Annotated in this window: 18 protein-coding genes; 7 read left to right on the top strand and 11 right to left on the bottom strand. The window is 73.4% G+C overall.

Translation table 11 applies throughout. The features are described from left to right. Nucleotides 1-30 precede the first annotated feature (30 nt). Nucleotides 31-1,044 carry a tryptophan--tRNA ligase gene (trpS, locus tag IE124_RS30850; protein WP_189512769.1) on the bottom strand — a complete coding sequence of 338 codons (1,014 nt, stop codon included), beginning with the start codon at nucleotides 1,042-1,044 and terminating at the stop codon, nucleotides 31-33. 56 nt (nucleotides 1,045-1,100) lie between these two features. Here trpS and IE124_RS30845 point away from each other — a divergent pair, with 56 nt between their 5' ends. From IE124_RS30845 to IE124_RS30830, 4 genes are all read left to right on the top strand, one after another. After that, the gene (locus IE124_RS30845) at nucleotides 1,101-1,697 is read left to right on the top strand and encodes an RNA polymerase sigma factor (RefSeq protein ID WP_229833047.1); all 597 of its coding nucleotides are present in this window, start codon (nucleotides 1,101-1,103) and stop codon (nucleotides 1,695-1,697) included. 58 nt (nucleotides 1,698-1,755) lie between these two features. Beyond that, nucleotides 1,756-2,556: a hypothetical protein gene (locus tag IE124_RS30840; protein WP_229833056.1), complete on the top strand. Its 801-nt coding sequence runs from the start codon at nucleotides 1,756-1,758 to the stop codon at nucleotides 2,554-2,556. A 171-nt stretch (nucleotides 2,557-2,727) separates the two neighbouring features. Then, the gene (gene rocD / locus IE124_RS30835; protein WP_189512763.1) at nucleotides 2,728-3,933 is read left to right on the top strand and encodes an ornithine--oxo-acid transaminase; all 1,206 of its coding nucleotides are present in this window, start codon (nucleotides 2,728-2,730) and stop codon (nucleotides 3,931-3,933) included. A gap of 200 nt (nucleotides 3,934-4,133) precedes the next feature. Next, complete coding sequence (locus IE124_RS30830; protein WP_189512761.1) at nucleotides 4,134-4,829, top strand: polysaccharide deacetylase family protein; 696 nt, start codon at nucleotides 4,134-4,136, stop codon at nucleotides 4,827-4,829. Between the two features lie 14 nt (nucleotides 4,830-4,843). Here the strand turns inward: IE124_RS30830 and IE124_RS30825 are convergent, their stop codons facing one another. Then, nucleotides 4,844-6,028, bottom strand: coding sequence for a glutathionylspermidine synthase family protein (locus tag IE124_RS30825; RefSeq protein ID WP_189512759.1), 1,185 nt, complete (start codon nucleotides 6,026-6,028; stop codon nucleotides 4,844-4,846). A gap of 14 nt (nucleotides 6,029-6,042) precedes the next feature. Beyond that, complete coding sequence (locus IE124_RS30820) at nucleotides 6,043-6,342, bottom strand: hypothetical protein (RefSeq protein WP_189512757.1); 300 nt, start codon at nucleotides 6,340-6,342, stop codon at nucleotides 6,043-6,045. 114 nt (nucleotides 6,343-6,456) lie between these two features. Here IE124_RS30820 and IE124_RS30815 point away from each other — a divergent pair, with 114 nt between their 5' ends. Further along, complete coding sequence (locus IE124_RS30815) at nucleotides 6,457-7,347, top strand: DMT family transporter (protein WP_229833045.1); 891 nt, start codon at nucleotides 6,457-6,459, stop codon at nucleotides 7,345-7,347. A gap of 173 nt (nucleotides 7,348-7,520) precedes the next feature. Here IE124_RS30815 and pdxR read toward each other — a convergent pair whose 3' ends face one another. After that, entirely contained in the window at nucleotides 7,521-8,933 is a 1,413-nt protein-coding gene (gene pdxR / locus IE124_RS30810; protein ID WP_189512753.1) for a MocR-like pyridoxine biosynthesis transcription factor PdxR, read from the bottom strand. 47 nt (nucleotides 8,934-8,980) lie between these two features. Between pdxR and IE124_RS30805 the strand changes: the two genes are divergently transcribed. Further along, complete coding sequence (locus IE124_RS30805) at nucleotides 8,981-9,505, top strand: carboxymuconolactone decarboxylase family protein (RefSeq protein WP_189512751.1); 525 nt, start codon at nucleotides 8,981-8,983, stop codon at nucleotides 9,503-9,505. Nucleotides 9,506-9,545: 40 nt separating this feature from the next. Here IE124_RS30805 and IE124_RS30800 read toward each other — a convergent pair whose 3' ends face one another. The 3 genes from IE124_RS30800 to IE124_RS36110 are packed head-to-tail and all read right to left on the bottom strand — an operon-like array spanning nucleotide 9,546 to nucleotide 11,833. Then, a complete protein-coding gene (locus tag IE124_RS30800) occupies nucleotides 9,546-10,505 on the bottom strand; it encodes a serine/threonine kinase C-terminal domain-containing protein (RefSeq protein ID WP_189512749.1) in 960 nt (319 codons plus the stop codon). Nucleotide 10,506: 1 nt separating this feature from the next. Then, nucleotides 10,507-10,887, bottom strand: a complete 381-nt coding sequence (locus tag IE124_RS30795; RefSeq protein ID WP_189512747.1) for a hypothetical protein — start codon at nucleotides 10,885-10,887, stop codon at nucleotides 10,507-10,509. After that, nucleotides 10,880-11,833, bottom strand: coding sequence for an AbeC-like domain-containing protein (locus tag IE124_RS36110; protein WP_502266935.1), 954 nt, complete (start codon nucleotides 11,831-11,833; stop codon nucleotides 10,880-10,882). The genes IE124_RS30795 and IE124_RS36110 overlap by 8 nt, the downstream gene beginning before the upstream one ends. 12 nt (nucleotides 11,834-11,845) lie before the next feature. Here IE124_RS36110 and IE124_RS36105 point away from each other — a divergent pair, with 12 nt between their 5' ends. Further along, complete coding sequence (locus tag IE124_RS36105) at nucleotides 11,846-12,553, top strand: hypothetical protein (RefSeq protein WP_502266934.1); 708 nt, start codon at nucleotides 11,846-11,848, stop codon at nucleotides 12,551-12,553. A gap of 312 nt (nucleotides 12,554-12,865) precedes the next feature. Here the strand turns inward: IE124_RS36105 and IE124_RS30785 are convergent, their stop codons facing one another. The 4 genes from IE124_RS30785 to IE124_RS30770 form a co-directional block, all read right to left on the bottom strand. Further along, on the bottom strand, nucleotides 12,866-13,855 hold the full coding sequence (locus IE124_RS30785) for a malate dehydrogenase (protein ID WP_189512745.1): 990 nt from the start codon (nucleotides 13,853-13,855) through the stop codon (nucleotides 12,866-12,868). 225 nt (nucleotides 13,856-14,080) lie between these two features. Next, complete coding sequence (locus IE124_RS30780; protein ID WP_189512743.1) at nucleotides 14,081-15,076, bottom strand: helix-turn-helix domain-containing protein; 996 nt, start codon at nucleotides 15,074-15,076, stop codon at nucleotides 14,081-14,083. 266 nt (nucleotides 15,077-15,342) lie between these two features. Continuing rightward, nucleotides 15,343-15,891, bottom strand: coding sequence for a DUF3017 domain-containing protein (locus IE124_RS30775; RefSeq protein ID WP_370468844.1), 549 nt, complete (start codon nucleotides 15,889-15,891; stop codon nucleotides 15,343-15,345). A gap of 2 nt (nucleotides 15,892-15,893) precedes the next feature. After that, nucleotides 15,894-16,754, bottom strand: a complete 861-nt coding sequence (locus IE124_RS30770) for a bifunctional methylenetetrahydrofolate dehydrogenase/methenyltetrahydrofolate cyclohydrolase (protein WP_055641755.1) — start codon at nucleotides 16,752-16,754, stop codon at nucleotides 15,894-15,896. Nucleotides 16,755-16,768 lie beyond the last annotated feature (14 nt).

Genomic DNA, 16,768 nt, shown 5'->3' with positions numbered 1-16,768 from the left:
GCACCACCCTCGTGGCCAGGGTCCCGGGACTCAGTGCTTGGCGGGCAGGAAGCCCATCCGGTCGTAGGTCTGCGCCAGCGTCTCGGCCGCGACCGCGCGGGCCTTCTCCGCGCCCTTGGCCAGGATCGAGTCCAGCGTCTCCGGGTCGTCCAGGTATTCCTGGGTGCGGGCCCGGAACGGCGTGACGAAGTCCACCATGACCTCGGCCAGGTCCGTCTTCAGTGCGCCGTACATCTTGCCCTCGTAGCTCTTCTCCAGGTCGGCGACGCTCGTGCCGGAGAGCGTGGACAGGATGGTGAGGAGGTTGGAGACGCCCGCCTTGTGCTCCGGGTCGAAGCGGATCACGGTGTCCGTGTCCGTGACCGCGCTCTTGACCTTCTTCGCGGTGACCTTCGGCTCGTCCAGGAGGTTGATCAGGCCCTTCGGCGTGGACGCCGACTTGCTCATCTTGATCGTCGGGTCCTGGAGGTCGTAGATCTTCCCGGTCTCCTTGACGATGTACGGCTTGGGGACGGTGAAGGTGTCGCCGAAGCGGCCGTTGAAGCGCTCCGCGAGGTCACGGGTCAGCTCGATGTGCTGGCGCTGGTCCTCGCCGACCGGGACCTCGTTGGCCTGGTAGAGCAGGATGTCCGCGACCTGGAGGATCGGGTACGTGAAGAGGCCGACGGTGGCGCGGTCGGCGCCCTGCTTCGCGGACTTGTCCTTGAACTGCGTCATGCGGGAGGCCTCGCCGAAGCCGGTGAGGCAGTTCATGACCCAGCCGAGCTGCGCGTGCTCGGGGACGTGGCTCTGGATGAAGAGGGTGCAGCGGTCCGGGTCGAGCCCGGCGGCGAGCAGCTGCGCGGCGGCGAGGCGGGTGTTCGCCCGCAGCTCGGCGGGGTCCTGCGGGACCGTGATGGCGTGCAGGTCGACGACCATGTAGAAGGCGTCGTGGGACTCCTGCAGCGCGACGTACTGACGGACCGCACCGAGGTAGTTGCCGAGGTGGAAGGAGCCCGCCGTGGGCTGGATTCCGGAGAGCGCGCGAGGACGATCAGAGGCCATGCACATCATTCTCTCAGGTGTGGGAACCGATCCCCGACTGCCGGTGTATCAAGAGTGTGAGGACGCGGGAGGGGACCCGGGAGGGGGGCCTGGTCGACGACGAGGCCGTGGTGATCGCACGGGTGCGCGCCGGAGAGCCGGAGGCGTACGCGGAGCTGGTCCGCGCGCACACGGCGGTGGCGCTGAGGGCGGCCGTGGCGTGCGGCGCCGGGCCGGAGGCCGAGGACGTGGTGCAGCAGGCGTTCTTCAAGGCGTACCGCTCGCTGGGGCGGTTCAAGGAAGGCGCTGCGTTCCGGCCGTGGCTGCTGAGGATCGTCGTCAATGAGACCAGGAACACAGTGCGCTCGGCGGGTCGGCAGCGGGCCGTCGCGGACCGGGAGGCGGACCTGCTCGGGGGCGAGCCGCTGATACCGGAGTCGGCGGACCCGGCGGTCGCCGCGGAGGAGCGGGAGCGGAGCCGGCGGCTGCTCGACGCCCTGGACGGTCTCGCCGAGGACCATCGCCAGGTGGTGATCCACCGCTATCTGCTGGAGCTGGACGAGGCGGAGACGGCGGCGGCGCTGGGCTGGCCGAGGGGGACGGTGAAGTCCCGGCTGAGCCGGGCGCTGAAGAAGCTGGGACTGGTGCTGGAGGGAGGTGAGGAGCGTGGCTGAGGAGCCTCTGCCGGAGGAGCGGTCGCGTCGGGAGGAGCGGTCGCTTCGGGAGGAGGGGCTGCCGGGCGAGCGGCTTCCGGAGGAGTTGCGGGAGCTGGGGCGGCGGCTGCGGGTGCCCGAGGTGGACGGCGGGTCCATGGCGGAGCGGGTGCTCGCACAGCTCCTCGCCGAGCACGTGCCGACGCCCGTGCCGGAGCCGCCGGGGCCGTGGCGGCGGCGGTGGTCGGGGGTGCGGGCGTGGGTGCGGGAGAAGCGGCGGGTGCTGGCGGCCGGCCTGACCGGGGTGCTGATCGTGCTGGTGCTCACCCCTCCGGTGCGGGCGGCGGTGGCGGAGTGGTTCGGCTTCGGTGGGGTGGTCGTGCGGTACGACCCCGAGGGCCGCACGGCGCCACCGGGCGGTGCGGTGCCGGGCTGTCCCGACCCGGTGCCCCTGGCGGACGCCGGGCGCAGGGCCGGGTTCGAGCCGGTGGTGCCGGGCGCGCTCGGACCGCCGGACGCGGTCGCGGTGACGGGGTCGGCCGAGCGGGGCCGGGCGGTGATCAGTCTGTGCTGGCGCGACGGGGAGCGGACGGTCCGGCTGGACGAGTTCCCGGCCCGGCTGGACATCGGCTTCGCGAAGGAGGTCAGGACGCAGCCGGAGTGGGTGGATCTTCCGGACGGGGCGCAGGGCTACTGGTTCGCGGCGCCGCACCTGCTGGCCGTCCCGATGACGGACGGGACGGGAGGGACCTGGACCCATGAGGTCCGCACGGCGGGCCCCACCCTCCTCTGGACGCGGGGCGGGGGCGCGCTCACCTTCCGGCTGGAGGGCATACCGGACCGGGAGGAGGCGCGCAGGGCTGCGGAGTCCGCCGGCTGAGCTCCGGCTGGTGGTCCGGCTGGCGCTCCGGGTGGCGGTGGCCGTGCCGAAGGCGCTTCCGGTGTGGTGGGCGCGCCGTCGTCGAGGTTTCCGCCTCCGGCGCGCGAGCGACGATAAGAAGGGGAGCCCACAACCCCTGAGCTCCCGGGCCGCAGGACGAACGGAGACCCCGTGTCGAGGACGCAAGACGCGATCGCTTCCGCGGAGGCGCACAGCGCTCACAACTACCACCCCCTGCCGATCGTGGTCGCCTCGGCGGACGGCGCGTGGATGACCGATGTCGAGGGGCGCCGCTATCTCGACATGCTCGCCGGCTACTCGGCGCTCAACTTCGGGCACGGCAACCGGCGGCTGATCGAGGCCGCGAAGGCGCAGCTGGAGCGGGTGACGCTGACCTCGCGCGCCTTCCACCACGACCGCTTCGCCGAGTTCTGCGGGCAGCTCGCGGCCTTGTGCGGCAAGGAGGCGGTGCTGCCGATGAACACGGGGGCGGAGGCGGTCGAGACGGCCGTGAAGACCGCCAGGAAGTGGGGGTACGAGGTGAAGGGCGTGCCGGACGGGCACGCGAAGATCGTGGTCGCGGGGAACAACTTCCACGGCCGGACGACGACGATCGTCAGCTTCTCCACGGACCACGAGGCGCGGGACCACTTCGGCCCGTACACGCCGGGGTTCGAGATCGTCCCGTACGGGGACCTGACCGCTCTGGAGACGGCGGTCACCGAGAACACGGTGGCGGTGCTGCTCGAACCGATCCAGGGCGAGGCGGGGGTCCTGGTGCCGCCGGCCGGCTATCTGCCGGGGGTGCGGGAGCTGACCCGCCGGCGGAACGTGCTGTTCATGGCGGACGAGATCCAGTCGGGACTGGGCCGGACGGGGAAGACCTTCGCGTGCGAGCACGAGGGCGTCGTGCCGGACGTGTACATCCTGGGGAAGGCGCTGGGCGGCGGGGTCGTGCCGGTGTCGGCGGTGGTCGCGGACCGTGCGGTGCTGGGGGTGTTCAAGCCGGGTGAGCACGGGTCGACGTTCGGCGGGAATCCGCTGGCCTGCGCGGTGGCCCTGGAGGTGATCGCGATGCTGCGGACGGGCGAGTACCAGGAGCGGGCGGCGGAGCTGGGCGAGCACCTGCACGCCGAGCTGAGGCTGCTCGTGGGCGGCGGTGCGGTGGAGGCGGTGCGCGGGCGCGGCCTGTGGGCGGGCGTGGACATCGTGCCCTCGCGGGGCACGGGCCGGGAGATCTCGGAGAAGCTGATGGAGCGGGGGGTCCTGGTGAAGGACACGCACGGGTCGACGATCCGGATCGCGCCGCCCCTGGTCATCTCCAAGGAGGACCTGGACTGGGGCCTTGAGCAGCTGCGGGAGGTGCTGTCGGACTGACGGGCAGGCTCCCCCGGGGCGGGAGCACCGGCCGGTGGTCGCATCGGCGAAGCGATGCGACCACCGCGCACGGCGCTCAGTCGTGGATGCCGCACCGGGCGATGCCGGTTGCCGGGCGTCGAAGCGGAGGGCCGGCCTCAGGACAGTGCGGACAAGTGGGGCCATTGACACGGGAGTTGGTCTAGGCCAATGATGCCGCCATGCCGAGACTCCGTCTGCGTCACGCCGTGCGTGCCGCGCTCGCCGCCCTCGTCCCCCTCGCGCTCCTCGGCGCGTCCACGGGACCCGCGCACTCCGCCCCCGAGGCGGCCTGGCCCGAGCCCGTCCCGGTGGTCTCCCACGTCGAGACCACCGACCCCGTCGTCTTCGTCACCATCGACGACGGCTGGTACCACGACCCCGCGGCGGCGAAGCTGCTGCTCGACCGCCGGGTGCCCGCCTCGCTCTTCCTCCTGCCGGGCGCCTACTCGTACGACTCCGGCTACTTCCAGACCCTGCTGAACCAGGGCCGCTCCCGCGTCGAGAACCACACCGTCAGCCACCCCGACCTGACCGCGCTCGACGCCGCCGGCCAGCAGGCGGAGGTCTGCGGGGCCCGCGACCGGCACCTCGCCCGGTTCGGCGACGGGCCGCGCCTGCTGCGCCCGCCGTACGGCACGTTCGACGCGACCACCCGGACCGCCGCGCGCGCCTGCGGGGCGAAGGCCGTCGTGACCTGGACGCACGACCTCACCACCTGGGGCTCCTGGACCCCGCCGACCCCGCAGCTCAAGGCCGGCGACATCATCCTGCTGCACTTCAACGAGACGGTGAAGCAGGACCTGGAGCGGGCCCTGGACCTGGCCGAGGCGGCCGGCCTGACGCCCGCGCCGCTCAGGGAGTACGTCCCCGAGTAGGACCCGCCGGACCGTCAGAGGATCACGTGCGGGAGGAAGCGGGCGTACTCGTCGGTGACGAGGCCCGCCGACTCCCGGATCCCGAGGCCCGCCGCCTCGTTCTCGACGACCCACGCGCCGAGCACCACCCGGTTGCCGTCGAAGTCGGCCAGCGGGGCCAGCTCCTGGTAGCAGCAGGCCTCCCCGTCCCGGACGAACGGGTCCGTACCGGCCTCGTGCAGGGTGACGCCCGCGCCCTCGCGGCCGAGCAGCGGCTTGGCGACCCAGCCCGTGGTCGAGGCGAGCTCGCGCGGACCGTCGAGGTAGGCGGGGAGCAGGTTCGGGTGACCGGGGTTCAGCTCCCACAGGATCGCGAGCAGCGCCTTGTTGGAGAGGAGCATCTTCCAGGCCGGCTCGATCCAGCAGGTGGTACCGGTCCCGCCGCCGTTGTCGAGGGTGTCGAGGACGTGCTTCCCGAAGCGGTCGGTGGTCAGCCACTCCCAGGGGTAGAGCTTGAAGCAGGCACGGAGGAAGCGGAGCCGGTCGTCGACGAAGCGGCGCGAGAGCCGGTCCCAGCCGATCCGCTCGACGGAGAGCGCCTCGGTGTCCAGCCCGGCCTGCTGGGCGGTCTCGCGCAGGTACGCGACCGTCATGAGGTCCTCGCCGAGCTCGTCACCGTCCGAGTGGACGAAGTGGACGGGGCCCGGCGGCAGCAGCGGCGCCTGACGCTTCCAGGCGTCGACGAGCCGCTCGTGGAGCGAGTTCCACTGGTCGGCGCCGGGGAACCGCTCCTCCATCCAGAACCACTGCGGGCTCGCGGCCTCGACCAGCGAGGTGGGGGTGTCGGCGTTGTACTCCAGCATCTTGGCCGGGCCCGTACCGTCGTAGCGCAGGTCGAACCGCCCGTAGAGGGAGGGCAGTTCGGCCCGCCGCCGCCAGGACTCGGCGACCAGCGAGGCGAGCTTCGGGTCGGTGATCCCGAGCTCGGCGAAGCGGTCGTGCTCGACGATGTGCTCGGCCGCGGCCAGACACATCGCGTGCAGCTCTTCGACGACCTCCTCCAGCGCCTCGACCTCGGGCAGCGTGAAGGAGTAGTACGCGCTCTCGTCCCAGTACGGACGCAGCGAACCGTCCGGGTAGCGGGTCAGGGGGTAGACGACCCCCTGCTCCTCGACGATCCGCTGCCAGTCCGGGCGTGGCTCGATGGTGTGCCGCTTCATGTGCCGGGGCCTCCTCAGCCGCCGCCGGAGCCCGAGCAGCCGAAGCCGCCGGTGTCGACGGCCGACTTGCTGAAGCTGCCGCCGCTCACCTTGCCGCTCCGGACGGAGCCGCCGTAGTAGTACGAGCCCCGGGTCGTGCTGCCGTTCTCGTCGTCGTCGTCGACGCCGCCGCTCTCGCAGCGGTAGCTGGGCAGCTCCTCGCGGGTCAGCGGGTCCACACACCGCTGGTCCGGTTCCGAGCCGCACGCGGTGATCGTCGCCGCGAGCACACCCATCCCGCCGAGCACCACCGTGCTCGACCTCAGCCTCCGCATGTCCGTCGCCTCCCCTTCGCGGTCGTAACCGTCGTGGGCACGACAGTCGCGACCGCACAGTGTAGGCCGGTGATTTCCGGCCTCAAGCCCTAGAGTCGTTTCGTGCTTCTCGGGATGATTTGTGCGCTTGCTTCGACCTTCTGCTTCGGCGCGGCCTCTGTCCTCGAGGCGATGGCGGCCCGTGCCGCGCAGCCGGGGACGGGCGGGGGCGTCGACGTCGCCCTGTTCTGGCGGGCGCTGCGCCAGTGGCGCTACATCGCCGGCCTGGGGCTGGACGCGCTGGGCTTCGCCCTGCAGATCGTGGCGCTGCGGACGCTGCCCATCTACGTCGTGGGCGCGGCGCTCGCCGCGAGCCTCGCGGTCACGGCCGTCATCGCCTCCCGGCTGCTGCACGTGCGGCTGAGCCGGGTGGAGTGGGCGGCCGTGGCCGTGGTCTGCGCGGGGCTCGCGATGCTGGCGCTCGCCGCGGGGAGGGAGGGGCACAAGGACGGTTCGGAGGCGCTGGAGTGGGCGCTGCTCGGCGTCTCCTTCGGGGTGCTGCTGCTGGGGGTGGTCGGTGGCCGGCTGCCGGAGAAGCCGCGCGCCCTCGTCCTCGGCCTCGGGGCGGGCTTCGGTTTCGGGGTGGTGGAGGTGGCGGTCCGGCTGATCGACGGCATCGACTTCGCCGATCCGGTCTGGTACGCGCTGCTCGTCGGCGGCGGGGCGGCCTTCCTGCTGCTGACCTCGGCGCTCCAGCGAGGGTCGGTGACGACGGCGACGGCGGGCGCGGTGCTCGGCGAGACGATCGGCCCGGCGGTGGTCGGGGTGGTCTGGCTCGGGGACAGCACGAGGGAGGGCCTGGGGTGGCTGGCGATCCTCGGCTTCGCGGTCGCGGTGGCGGGCTCCCTGACCCTGGCCCGCTTCGGCGAACCACCGGCACCGGACGAGCCGGCCGCCCCCATCGAGTCCCTGGACACGGACACGGACCAGGCATCGGCCCCCGAACGGGGCCCGCGTACGCCCTGACGGGCCGGAGCGGTCTCCCCGCCCGGGTCCTTCCCGGCCCTCCCTGGCCCTCCCCGGTCCTTCCCGGCCCTCCCCGGTCCTTCCCGGTCCTTCCCGGTCCTTCCCGGCCCTCCCCGGCCCTCCCCGGCCCTCCCCGGCCCTTTCCGGCCCTCTCCACCCCGCCCGCCGGTCGGTCAGGGCAGCACCCTGCACAGGGTCCGGAGTGCGCTCTGCCAGCCGCTGTCCGGGGGCGTGGCGTATCCGACCACCAGGCCGTCGAGGTCCGCCCTCACCCCGGGTCGCCGGAACCGGTTCAGGCCCAGGACCGCGAGCCCGTGCCAGGCGGCGGCGCGCAGGACGTCCTGTTCGGTGCCGGGTGGCAGGGCGAGCACCGCGTGGAGACCGGCCGCGATGCCGCTGACCCGCGTCGCGGGCGAGTGCGCGGCCACCGCCTCCACCAGCTGGTCCCGGCGCCGCCGGTAGCGCAGCCGCATGGCCCGTACGTGCCGGTCGTACGCCCCCGAGGACAGGAACTCGGCGAAGGCCAGCTGGTCCGGCGCGCTCGACGCCCAGTCCGCGGCCCCCTTCGCCGCGACCACCTCGCCCACCAGCCCCTCCGGCACCACCATCCACCCCAGCCGCAGCCCGGGCGCGAGGGACTTGCTCGCGGTCCCCAGGTAGACGACCCGCTCGGGGTCCAGGCCCTGGAGCGCGCCCACCGGCTGCCGGTCGTAACGGAACTCGCCGTCGTAGTCGTCCTCCAGGACGAGGCCTCCCGAGGCGCGGGCCCAGTCGACGACGGCCGCCCGCCGGTCCGGCGGGAGGGCGCCGCCCAACGGGAACTGGTGGGCCGGAGTCAGGAGGACGGCGCCGGGGTCCGTCAGCTCCTCGACGCGTGTGCCGCGTTCGTCGATGGGCAGGACCGGGGTCCCGAGGCCGGCCCTGGTGAGGAGGCCGGCGTGGACGTCGAGCCCGTACGACTCGACCGCCACGTCCCGTACTCCCCGGCCGCGCAGCACCTCGCCGACGAGCATCAGGCCGTGCACGAACCCCGCGCAGATCACGATCCGTCCGGGCCGGACGTGCACGCCCCGCGCGCGGGCGAGGTACTCGGCGAGCGCCGTGCGCAGTTCGATCCGGCCGCGCGGATCCCCGTAGCCGAAGGCCTCGTTCGGGGCGGCGGTGAGCGCCCGCCGGTAGGCCTTGAGCCAGTCGGCGCGGGGGAAGGAGGCGAGGTCGGGGGTGCCGGCCTTCAGGTCGTGCGCCGGAGCGGCGGGCGCGCCGGGCCGCGCCGGAGCCGCGGGCCGGGACTGCGGGGACGAGGGCGCCGTCCTGCGGGGCGCGGCCCTGCGGGCGACGCGCGTGCCCGAGCCCTGCCGGGCCGTCAGCCAGCCCTCGGCGACGAGCTCGGCATAGGCGTCGGCGACGGTGTTGCGGGCCATGCCCAGGTCGGCGGCGAGCGACCGGGAGGACGGCAGCCGGGTGCCCGCCTCCAGGCGCCCGCTGCGGACCGCCTCGCGGAGCGCGTCCATGAGCCCGGCGCGCAGCCGCGGACCGCGGAGCTCCAGGTGGAGGTCGGCTCCGAAAGTGGCCCAGTCGTTTGCCATGAAAATGGACCATACTCCTGCGCCATCCCGTTCGTACGGTGGGAGACATGACCACCACGGCAGCAGACACGACCGCCCCCGCACCCTCGCACGAGCACGAGCACGCACACGAGCACGCGCCCCGCCTCGCCCTCGCCGAGCGGGTCCCCGAGTTCTACCGGGCGATGATCCGGCTGGAGACGGCGGCCGCGAAGGACGTCGACCCGACCCTGTACCACCTGATCAAGATCCGGGCCTCGCAGGTCAACCGCTGCGCGTTCTGCCTGGACATGCACACCAAGGACGCGCTGGCGGAGGGCGAGACCGTCGAGCGGATCGTGCAGCTCACCGCCTGGGAGGAGTCCCGGCACTTCTACACGGAGCGGGAGCTCGCGGCCCTCGCCCTGACCGAGGCCGTCACCGTCCTCACCGACGGCTTCGTCCCCGACGAGGTGTACGCGAAGGCCGCCGCCCACTTCGACGAGACCGAACTCGCCCGTGTCATCGCCGCGATCGTCACCATCAACGCCTGGAACCGCATCGGCGTGACGACCCGGCTGACGCCCGGCCACTACACCCCGCGCTCCTCGTGAGGAGCGGGGGGCGGCGGCGCTGACGTCAGCCTCGGTGCCGTCAGTACGCGCCCGGGCGGAAGAACTCCAGCGCCACGCGCAGCACCTCGCGCTGCTTGGGCCAGTCGGTCTCGGGACCCGCGGCCAGGATGGCGTAGTGGTTGCCGTCCGCAGCAGTGAAGGCCCGGTCGACGACCTTGCGGCGGCCGCCGTCGCGCTCGTACGAGTACACCAGCTCGGCGGCGTCGGCCGGGGCGGCCGGGTCCCCGGTGACCCGGTCGAGGCTGATCTCCACGTACCCCGGCTTGTTGGCCTTGCCGTCCTCGGAGGCGCCGCGCAGGGCCTCGTACGGCGTCATGCCGGGCTCGGTGACGACGAACACCTGGAGGAGGCTCTTCCCGCCCGGCGCGTTGTAGAAGATTCCCTGGTCGGACTCCGTACGGTCCCAGCCCTCGGGGACGCCGACCGTGAAGCCCTTGAGGTCCTTCTGTACGCGGTAGCCGGGCGGAGCGACACCGTCCGAGGGGGCGGTGGCCGATCCGGAGGGCGTGGGCGAGTCCGTCGGGGAGCCCGTCGGCGTGTCCGTGCCGTACGAGGGCTCCGCGTCGTCCGGACCGTCCGTCGGGTATGCGGAGGGTGTCGTCTCCACCGGGGCCGAGACCGAGACCGCCGGGCCGCCGGCGGCCGGGCCGTTCCCGTCCCCGCTCCTGCCCCAGAGCAGCCACGTGCCCACCGAACCCGCCGCCAGGACGGCGACTGCCACCCCGGCCGCGACCGCGCCGCGCGCCCGCGGGCGGCCGGCCGCGTCCCCGGCCGGGGACGCGGTGGGGTACTGCCACTGCCCCGTCTCCGGGACGTACTCGGGGGTGTACGAGGGCGGTGGCGGCACGGGCGCGGCGGGGCCGGAAGCGGGAGCGGGCGCCGGGCCGGTCGTGGGCATCGGCGGCGGGGCCGGAGCCGGGGACGGTACGCCCCCGACCGGCTCCCAGCTCTGCGTCTCGTCGTTCCAGCGGGCGCTCATGTCACCCTCCGAGCAGGGCGCCGACGGCCTGCCCGACGGCCACGCCCGAGGCGAGGATCCCGGTCACGGCGCCCGCGTCCAGGAGTGCCTGGCGCAGCCGGGTCAGGCGGGGCGCACCGGCGCGCCCCGTGCCCTCGATCTCGTCCTCGGCGTCCGAGAGTTCGCCGTCCAGGGCGGCCGTCTGCTCGGAGGCGACGACACCGCCGAGGTCGGACCGGAGCCTGCGGATGGCCTGGAGGAGCTCCTCCTGCTGCGCGTCGCGGGCCGGCTGCGTGCCGTTCACGGTGCTGGTGACGGTGTTGTTGTCGCCGATGGTGACGTTGCCGCCGGTGTTGGTGACGTGAATGCCGCCGCGGTCGCGGGAGTTGTCGGTGTCAGCCACGGTCGCCTCCGGTCGTGGAAGTGGTGAAGGTCTTGCTGGTGACGGTGTTGTGGTTGCCGAGGGTGACGTTGCCCTTGGTGTTCTCGATGAAGGTGCCGCCCTCGGCGACGTGGATGATCTTCTGCTCGAACTCGGTGGTCTCGTAACCGGCTTCGCGGAGCGCGACGGTCACGCCGTTCGCGACCCGGTCCTGGATGCTCTTGAGGTAGCGGCTGAGGTCCATCTCCTGGAAGAGGGAGGCCTCGTCGTCGGAGCCGAGCTCGCGGACCGAGACCACGGGGCCCTCGGGTAGCGCGTTCGCGTGGCCGGCGGTGAGCAGCCGCCAGCCGTGGCCGAGCGCCCGCCAGAGCGTGGCGACGGCCTGCCCGGCGGAGCGCGGGGTCTGGCCGAGCGCCCAGACGGCCTTGCCGAAGTGGTGGTTGTGCCGGTAGCGGTGGGCGATCCGGTCGGCGTACCGGTAGAGCGGCTTCACGGGTCGCAGGACGTGCGGGGCGACCTCCAGCATCAGCATGCCGCCCTGTGTGTGGACGCGGACGAAGACCGTGGCGACGATCTCCTCGCCCCAGCCGCCGACCCGGATGCGGAGGAAGTGGCGGCGGGTCTCGCCGCCCTCCTCGATGGCGCCCGAGCGGTGCAGCTCGAAGCCCTCCGGGGAGTAGGGGGCGGCGGTGCGGGCCGGCAGCCCGTCGACGGGCAGGAAGACGACCTCGTCGATCTCCAGCTCGCGCAGCCGGTCCCGTACGGCGGCCTGGATCTGCGGCGAACCGTGCGGGGAGGGCACGCGCAGCCCCTCCACGAGCGGGACGACGTGCCGCATGATCGCGCTGTTGTCGAGGGGCTCGGGCGCCTTGGCGTCGAGGTTCTTGCGGGGGCGCAGCTCGATGGAGAGCGACCAGGGCTCGTACGGGGCTCCAGCGCCGCAGAACGGGTCCTCGGAGCCGTACATGACGAGCCGCGCGTGCTGCTCGACGCGGATCCGGTCGCGCAGCCGGCGGGAGCGGCCGCCCTCGGCCTGCTCGGCCGGGTCGGAACGCAGGTCGGCGAAGCGGTCCCTGGAGAGCTCCTGGGTGAGCGCCCGGGCGAACTGGCCGCGCTGGGTCGCCACCGCCCAGGCCACGAGCAGCGGCACGGCGACGGTGATCCACACCTCCACCGGGCCGATGCCGAACATCCCCTCGGCGGCGAGGCCGAGCGCGGGCCCGGCGAACTCGCCCGCCTCGGAGACCTCGCCGAGGAACTCGTAGCCGGACTCGTCGTCGCCGAAGCCCAGCAGGAGCAGGAGCAGCGCCGACTGGACGAGGAAGATCCGCCCGTACCAGCGCAGGAGGAAGGCGGGGACGGTGCGCCAGAGGGGCGCGGCGGCGGCCCGGCCGCGGACCCAGCGGGCGAGGCCGAGCACGAGGAACGGCACGACCAGGAGGACGATCAGGCCCTTGGTGAGCGGGAAGGCGATGATCCAGAGGGCGAGGATGCCGGCGGCCCAGGCGAGTTCGACGCGGCGGGCGCGCAGCGCGTGCGCGAGGACACGGCTCGCGTCGAAGCCGAGGGAGGGTGCGGCGAAGCGCTCCTCGTGGACGTACAGCTGCTCGATGACGGCGTCCCGGAAGCCGTCGTCGAGGTAGGTGCCGGCGCAGAGCAGGCGGGTCGACTCGCTCGCGGAAGGTAAGCGGCGCGGATCGACGGCGGGCGCCGCACCGGGGGGCGTACCGGGCGGTGTTCCCGGTGGCGTACTCGGTGGCTGCCCTGGCTGCTGCGGTACGAACGACTGCGTCAAAACTCCCCCGATGTGCGGAACTGTCCTTGTTTTCGGCTCACTTGGCGGGGAACCGGTGGGACAGCATAGGGGAGGCGGGGGCTGCCTGTCGGCGCGAAAACGGCGCCCCCGGGCCGTACGGTCGGTCGTACGGTCCGGGGGCGCCGGGTATGCGGAGGGCCGTCAGGCGGTCAGGCCGTCAGGCCCTGCGGCATGGAGGGTGGCTCAGATGAGGCCGAGCTCGCGGACCGCGTCGCGCTCCTCCGACAGCTCCTGGACGGAGGCGTCGATGCGGGCGCGGGAGAAGTCGTTGATCTCCAGACCCTGGACGATCTCGTACTTGCCGTCGGTGCAGGTGACGGGGAAGGAGGAGATGAGACCCTCCGGGACGCCGTACGAGCCGTCCGACGGGATGCCCATGGAGGCCCAGTCGCCCGCGGCGGTGCCGTTGACCCACGTGTGGACGTGGTCGATGGCGGCGTTGGCGGCGGAGGCGGCGGAGGACGCGCCACGGGCCTCGATGATCGCGGCGCCGCGCTTGGCGACGGTCGGGATGAAGGTGTCGGCCAGCCACTTCTCGTCGTTGACGACGTCGGCGGCGTTCTTGCCGGCGATCTCCGCGTGGAAGATGTCCGGGTACTGGGTCGCCGAGTGGTTGCCCCAGATGGTGAGGCGCTTGATGTCCTCGACGGAGACGCCGGTCTTCTGGGCCAGCTGCGTCAGCGCGCGGTTGTGGTCCAGACGGGTCATCGCGGTGAAGCGCTCGGCCGGCACGTCCGGGGCGGCGGCCTGGGCGATCAGGGCGTTGGTGTTGGCCGGGTTGCCGACGACGAGGACCTTGATGTCGTCCGCGGCGTGGTCGTTGATGGCCTTGCCCTGCGGCTTGAAGATGCCGCCGTTGGCGGCGAGCAGGTCACCGCGCTCCATGCCCTTGGTGCGGGGGCGGGCGCCGACGAGCAGCGCGACGTTGGCACCCTCGAAGCCCTGGTTCGGGTCGTCGAAGATGTCGATGCCCTTGAGCAGCGGGAACGCGCAGTCGTCGAGCTCCATGGCGGTGCCCTCGGCGGCCTTCACGCCCTGCGGGATCTCGAGGAGGCGCAGCTTGACCGGCACGTCCGCGCCGAGCAGGTGGCCCGAGGCGATGCGGAAGAGCAGCGCGTAGCCGATCTGGCCGGCCGCGCCGGTGACGGTGACATTCACGGGAGTGCGGGTCATGGCGATCTCCGTAAGACAGCTGGCGGTGGGGGGTCCCTGCCCCGGGTTCAGGACGTCCCTTCTTGATCGACGATCGACGATCGATCGGTGTGATCGATCGGTGTCTCGACGTGAAGAGATTTCCAGCGGTCAGGCTATCGGACCCGGGGGCCCAGGAACCCCCACCCCCTTGTGGTCCGGCTCACTGCCACCCCTCCGAGAACCCTTCCGCGGCCGGACCGTGCGTCAGTTCGCGGTGCAGACCTCGCCGTCGGTCCCGTCGGTCCCGTCGGTCCCGTCGGTCCCGTCGGCGAGCGTGGCGCAGGCCGTCGCGTCCGTGGCTGCCGTGACCGCGAGCATCGGGGTGTACGCGTCGGTGTCGGCGCCCGCCGGGACGGACGCGCGCCGGGTGGCCCCCGCGACCTCGACCGAGACGGTGTCCCCCGCCGCGGCGCCGCTGATCCGCGCCCAGGCCGCCGCGCAGGTCGCGCTGTGCCGGACCTCGACCAGGGCGGCGCCGGCGCGGGTGCGGGCGACGGTGGTCGCGAGGGGGCCGCCGCAGCCCATGGCCTCCGGGTCGCGGCCGGTGCAGGCGGGGCCCGCGCACTTCACCCCGGCGGGGAGGGCGGTGCTCGGCGCGGCGGTCGGGGCGGTCGGCGAGGGCGGGGTCGCGGCCCGGTCGTCGGCGCCGTCGCCCGTACCGCCGAGGTCGACGAGGAGGAGGGCGGCGGTGACGACGAGCAGGGCGCCGAGGGTCGCGGTGACGTAGAGCAGGAGGGTCCGCCGGGGGCGGGACGGGGACGGGGCCGCCGGGGGGTCGGCGGTCGCAGCGGGAGCCGACGCCCGGGACGGCGCCTGGGCCGAGTCCCGGGACGGCGCCTGGGCCGAGTCGCGGGCCGGTTCGAGGCGCCGGATCTGCATGGTCCGGTCGTCGCGAGACCCGTCGGGATCGGGCGCCCCCTCGCGGTCGCCGATCCGCGCCCACGCCCGCTCGGCGCGCTCCCACTCCGCCGCGAGGTGCCCCGGCTCGGTCCCGGTCACCTCGGCGAGCGCCGCGACGGCGCTCCTGGGGACGGGACGGCGTCCGCCCAGATAGGCGTCCCACGTGCTCCGGTCGTGTCCGGTGCGTTCGGCCACGGCGGTGACGCCGAGGCCGCTGCGGTCGACCAGCCGGCGGAGCCGCTCGGCGAACGCGCGGACGTCCGGGTCGAGTTCGTCCGACAGCGCCTTCCAGCCAGGCATGTACGCCCCCCTTGTCCGCGACCTCCCCTGCGTCCTCGAAGGATGGCAGCTCCGAGGGCGATCCGCGCCCCGGATGCGGAGGCGAGGTGGCGGAATGGTCACTTCCGTGCCACAGCGACCGGCCGGAACTTGAACCTCGTTGGCGCGTACATGACCCTTGATCACAGCGGCGCCCGCCCTCCCACGGGGGAGAGGGCGGGCGCCGTACACGCTCGTCGCCACCGGCACTTCACCGGTGTCGCGTCACCGGCGTCGCGTCACCGCTGCTACGTCACGGTGAGATGGAGGACGTCCTCCAGGAACGGGATCCGCAGCCAGGGTTTCGGCTGCACCATGAGCGCGAGCAGCACGATCAGGCTGCCCATGACCCCGTACGTGATCATGTCCGTGAAGCGGGACCGGACGGCGAGCATGCCCACGGACGGCACCACCCGGCGCATCACGGCGCCGAGGAGCAGGGCCGCCCCGACCAGCATCGTGCCCACCCGGAAGGAGTGCGGGAACGCGTCGACGCCCACCACCACGAGGCCGATGCCGGCGAGCACGAGGACGCTGAGCAGGGGCCACTGGCGCGCGGGCGCCGAGGCGTCGCCGGGCGCCGCCCGGCCGCCGCCCTCGGGTGGCGCCGTGTCGGTGGTGAGGCCGAACCGCCGCCGACGGGCCTTCTTGGCCGCCTCGGCCTTGGCCGCATCAGCCTTGGTCGCATCGGCGCCCGTGGCTGCCTCGCCCACGGCGGCCTCGCCCGCTGCGGCCTCCCGCTCGGCGGCCTCGTCGCCGGAGGCCCCGCTCCCGGGAGCCGCGCCCTCGGCGGTCACGCTCAGAGCGCCGCGGCCGCGCGCTCGGCGGCCTCGACGACGTTCACGAGGAGCTGCGCGCGGGTCATCGGGCCGACGCCGCCCGGGTTCGGGGAGATCCAGCCGGCGACCTCGGCGACACCGGGGTCCACGTCGCCGAGGATCTTGCCCTCACCGTTGCGCGAGACGCCGACGTCGAGGACGGCCGCGCCCGGCTTGACGTCCTCCGGCTTGATCAGGTGCGGCACACCGGCGGCCGCCACGATGATGTCGGCGTTGCGCAGGTGCGCCGAGAGGTCCCGGGTGCCGGTGTGGCACTGCGTCACGGTCGCGTTCTCGGAGCGGCGGGTGAGGATGAGCGGCATCGGGCGGCCGATGGTGACACCGCGGCCGACGACCACGACCTCCGCGCCGTTGATCTCCACGCCGTGCGCGCGGAGCAGCGTGATGACGCCGTTCGGCGTGCAGGGCAGCGGGGCGGGCTCGTTGAGCACGAGCCGGCCGAGGTTGGTCGGGTGCAGGCCGTCCGCGTCCTTGGCCGGGTCCATCAGCTCCAGGATGCGGTTCTCGTCGATGCCCTTCGGCAGCGGGAGCTGGACGATGTAACCGGTGCAGGTCGGGTCCTCGTTGAGCTCCCGTACGACCGCCTCGATCTCCTCCTGCGTGGCGGTGGCCGGCAGGTGACGCTGGATGGAGGCGATGCCGACCTGGGCGCAGTCGCGGTGCTTGCCCGCCACGTACTTCTGGCTGGCCGGGTCGTCACCGACGAGGACGGTGCCCAGGCCGGGCGTGACGCCCTGGTCCTTGAGGGCCGCCACACGGGCGGTCAGTTCGGTCTTGATCGCGGCTGCGGTGGCCTTGCCATCGAGAATCTGGGCGCTCATGGAGACATCCTCCC

It is taken from the genome of Streptomyces narbonensis (genome assembly GCF_014649015.1).
GTDB lineage: Bacteria > Actinomycetota > Actinomycetes > Streptomycetales > Streptomycetaceae > Streptomyces > Streptomyces narbonensis.
Note: the sequence above shows the minus strand (reverse complement) of the source record. Positions and strands in the feature narration are given on the sequence as shown.

Excerpts from the sequence above, each read along its gene's own strand:
- trpS (WP_189512769.1), bottom strand. The coding sequence starts at position 1,044 with ATGGCCTCTGATCGTCCTCGCGCGCTCTCCGGAATCCAGCCCACGGCG.
- IE124_RS30830 (WP_189512761.1), top strand. The coding sequence starts at position 4,134 with ATGCCGAGACTCCGTCTGCGTCACGCCGTGCGTGCCGCGCTCGCCGCC.
- IE124_RS30825 (WP_189512759.1), bottom strand. The coding sequence starts at position 6,028 with ATGAAGCGGCACACCATCGAGCCACGCCCGGACTGGCAGCGGATCGTC.
- IE124_RS30820 (WP_189512757.1), bottom strand. The coding sequence starts at position 6,342 with ATGCGGAGGCTGAGGTCGAGCACGGTGGTGCTCGGCGGGATGGGTGTG.
- IE124_RS30815 (WP_229833045.1), top strand. The coding sequence starts at position 6,457 with ATGATTTGTGCGCTTGCTTCGACCTTCTGCTTCGGCGCGGCCTCTGTC.
- pdxR (WP_189512753.1), bottom strand. The coding sequence starts at position 8,933 with ATGGCAAACGACTGGGCCACTTTCGGAGCCGACCTCCACCTGGAGCTC.
- IE124_RS30805 (WP_189512751.1), top strand. The coding sequence starts at position 8,981 with ATGACCACCACGGCAGCAGACACGACCGCCCCCGCACCCTCGCACGAG.
- IE124_RS30800 (WP_189512749.1), bottom strand. The coding sequence starts at position 10,505 with ATGAGCGCCCGCTGGAACGACGAGACGCAGAGCTGGGAGCCGGTCGGG.
- IE124_RS36110 (WP_502266935.1), bottom strand. The coding sequence starts at position 11,833 with ATGTACGGCTCCGAGGACCCGTTCTGCGGCGCTGGAGCCCCGTACGAG.
- IE124_RS30785 (WP_189512745.1), bottom strand. The coding sequence starts at position 13,855 with ATGACCCGCACTCCCGTGAATGTCACCGTCACCGGCGCGGCCGGCCAG.
- IE124_RS30780 (WP_189512743.1), bottom strand. The coding sequence starts at position 15,076 with ATGCCTGGCTGGAAGGCGCTGTCGGACGAACTCGACCCGGACGTCCGC.
- IE124_RS30770 (WP_055641755.1), bottom strand. The coding sequence starts at position 16,754 with ATGAGCGCCCAGATTCTCGATGGCAAGGCCACCGCAGCCGCGATCAAG.